This is a genomic window from Acaryochloris sp. IP29b_bin.137 (assembly GCF_028285745.1).
Lineage (GTDB): Bacteria > Cyanobacteriota > Cyanobacteriia > Thermosynechococcales > Thermosynechococcaceae > Acaryochloris.
Genome location: NZ_JANQOP010000282.1, coordinates 1 through 1,834 on the forward strand (window position 1 = coordinate 1; position 1,834 = coordinate 1,834).

The window sequence follows — 1,834 nt, forward strand, 5'->3', positions numbered from 1 at the left end:
GTAAATGCTCAGATGCCTGGAAACCTCTTGTAAAAGGCAGTTCAACAATTTAGTCATGTGTTTTGATTGATAGGGTTGAACATCACCTTGGCTTCCAATTTCGGAAATGTTAGAGCAATTCTGACCTCTCTTCATTCAATTAAAATAATATTGAACTCTACAACCTTTATCTAGTAAGCTTTACGTCCCTATGGTCTTCCATTCGAAGAATCGTTTCTGGACCCCAGATAAAACTGTATACATCATCGTCTTATATGGTTATACGCCTTGTTGGTCTATATCAATTATTATTCCACTTGAAACCAATGCATTTGCTTACGTCCTAGCTTTATTTGAAACTCATCGCCTGGCTTGATGTCCAATTTGATTGTGTGTTTTTTCCCAATCACTAAAGTGCCGATAGCTTGTAGAGAGATTTTGTGATGGACTGGGTGAGACGATATGCGATTTTTGCTGGTGTTTTGTGGATCTAAATAGATTCCTTCGGCTTCTAGAAGCGCATTGAGGAATGCTCGAAGATTACTCCGCTCTGAGCCATCCTTTTCAAAAGTGGAGTAGCCACAGAGTTTAACTTTCTCTTCACGGGTATAATCATTGCGTTTTTGAACTTTAAGGAGTAACGTCCGACCCGTTTATGGTCTTGTCCATGGATGAGTCATTTTTGGAATCAATTTAACCTTATGAGCTTTCCACATGAATTCATCAGTAATTTTCCTATTACCTAAATAGGGGTAATTTCAAATCTCCCAGGTAACTTCTAAGAGAGATTTCACCAACATATGATTAATTCGCAATTCGAATGCTTTCTCATTGAAATCTACCTTTTCAATATGAACCTGAGAAAAATTATTGTATTCAATTTCCTGTTTTTCAGACTGCTAGATGATAAACCTTTTGGGGAACTGAAATTACTTCAAAATCATCTAAGTTGGAGGTAGTTCATCAAACTATTGGAGGGAACAATAGTCTTTATCAAACCACAGTGCAAGTGAGGATTTTAATTTAGAGCAACTGCTCCCTCAGTTGGTCATTATACCCAAATATTCTCTGATAAAGATCAATCTGAATTATGTTTTGCTGGTTCGAGACTTGCTTTTCTCCAGAGCAACCACAAGTTCCTGAATATTGATGGGTTTGGTGACATAGTCATCCATGCCAGCATCCAGACATTTTTCGCGATCGCCCTGCATGGCATTGGCCGTCATGGCAATAATCCGTGGCCGTTCCTCCGGCATCGCAGATTGGCAAATATGGGTCGTTGCCGTCAGCCCATCCATCTCCGGCATATGCACATCCATTAGAATGACATCATAGGGTTGGCGCTTAAGGGCTTGCAGCACTTCCAAACCGTTGCCCACGACATCAGCGCGATAGCCCATTTTAGCCAAAATCAACACGCCCAGTTTCTGGTTGACGGGGTTGTCTTCTGCTAGCAAAATCTTCAAAGGATGCCGAGCCGCCATTTCTGTATCCAGTTGGGGAACAGTAGACTTTTGAGTTTTGACTTCATTTCCCGTTAAGGATTTGACCAGGGCGCTGTAGAGTTGAGATTGCTTGATCGGCTTATTGAGCCAGGCCGAAAACAGTTCCTTGTGATGGGCTAATACCAAATCCGACTCACTAACCCCCAAAATGGATCACCTATCAAGCTGGCCACCAATGGTACTGCGTTAGCGCTTTAATGTCCGATTGCATTGTCATTAAGGTTCGACAGCGCTGCTCGAGAACATCTTCGAGGCTTTGGGGATGACAAGGTACTTCAAATCTAGAGTCAGCAGTAGATAGGGCAGTGTGATTTCAAAGAAAATAGGGTGGCCGAAACGACTACCCTATC

The 1,834-nt window shown here is 41.9% G+C and carries 2 pseudogenes; both read right to left on the reverse strand.

Annotation, left to right across the window (positions count from 1 at the left end):
* Positions 1–287: 287 nt before the first annotated feature.
* Positions 288–500: pseudogene (locus Q0991_RS25285) on the reverse strand (AbrB-like transcriptional regulator); the annotation flags it as partial.
* 567 nt (positions 501–1,067) lie between these two features.
* Positions 1,068–1,589, reverse strand: a pseudogene (locus Q0991_RS19790) (response regulator); the annotation flags it as partial.
* Positions 1,590–1,834 lie beyond the last annotated feature (245 nt).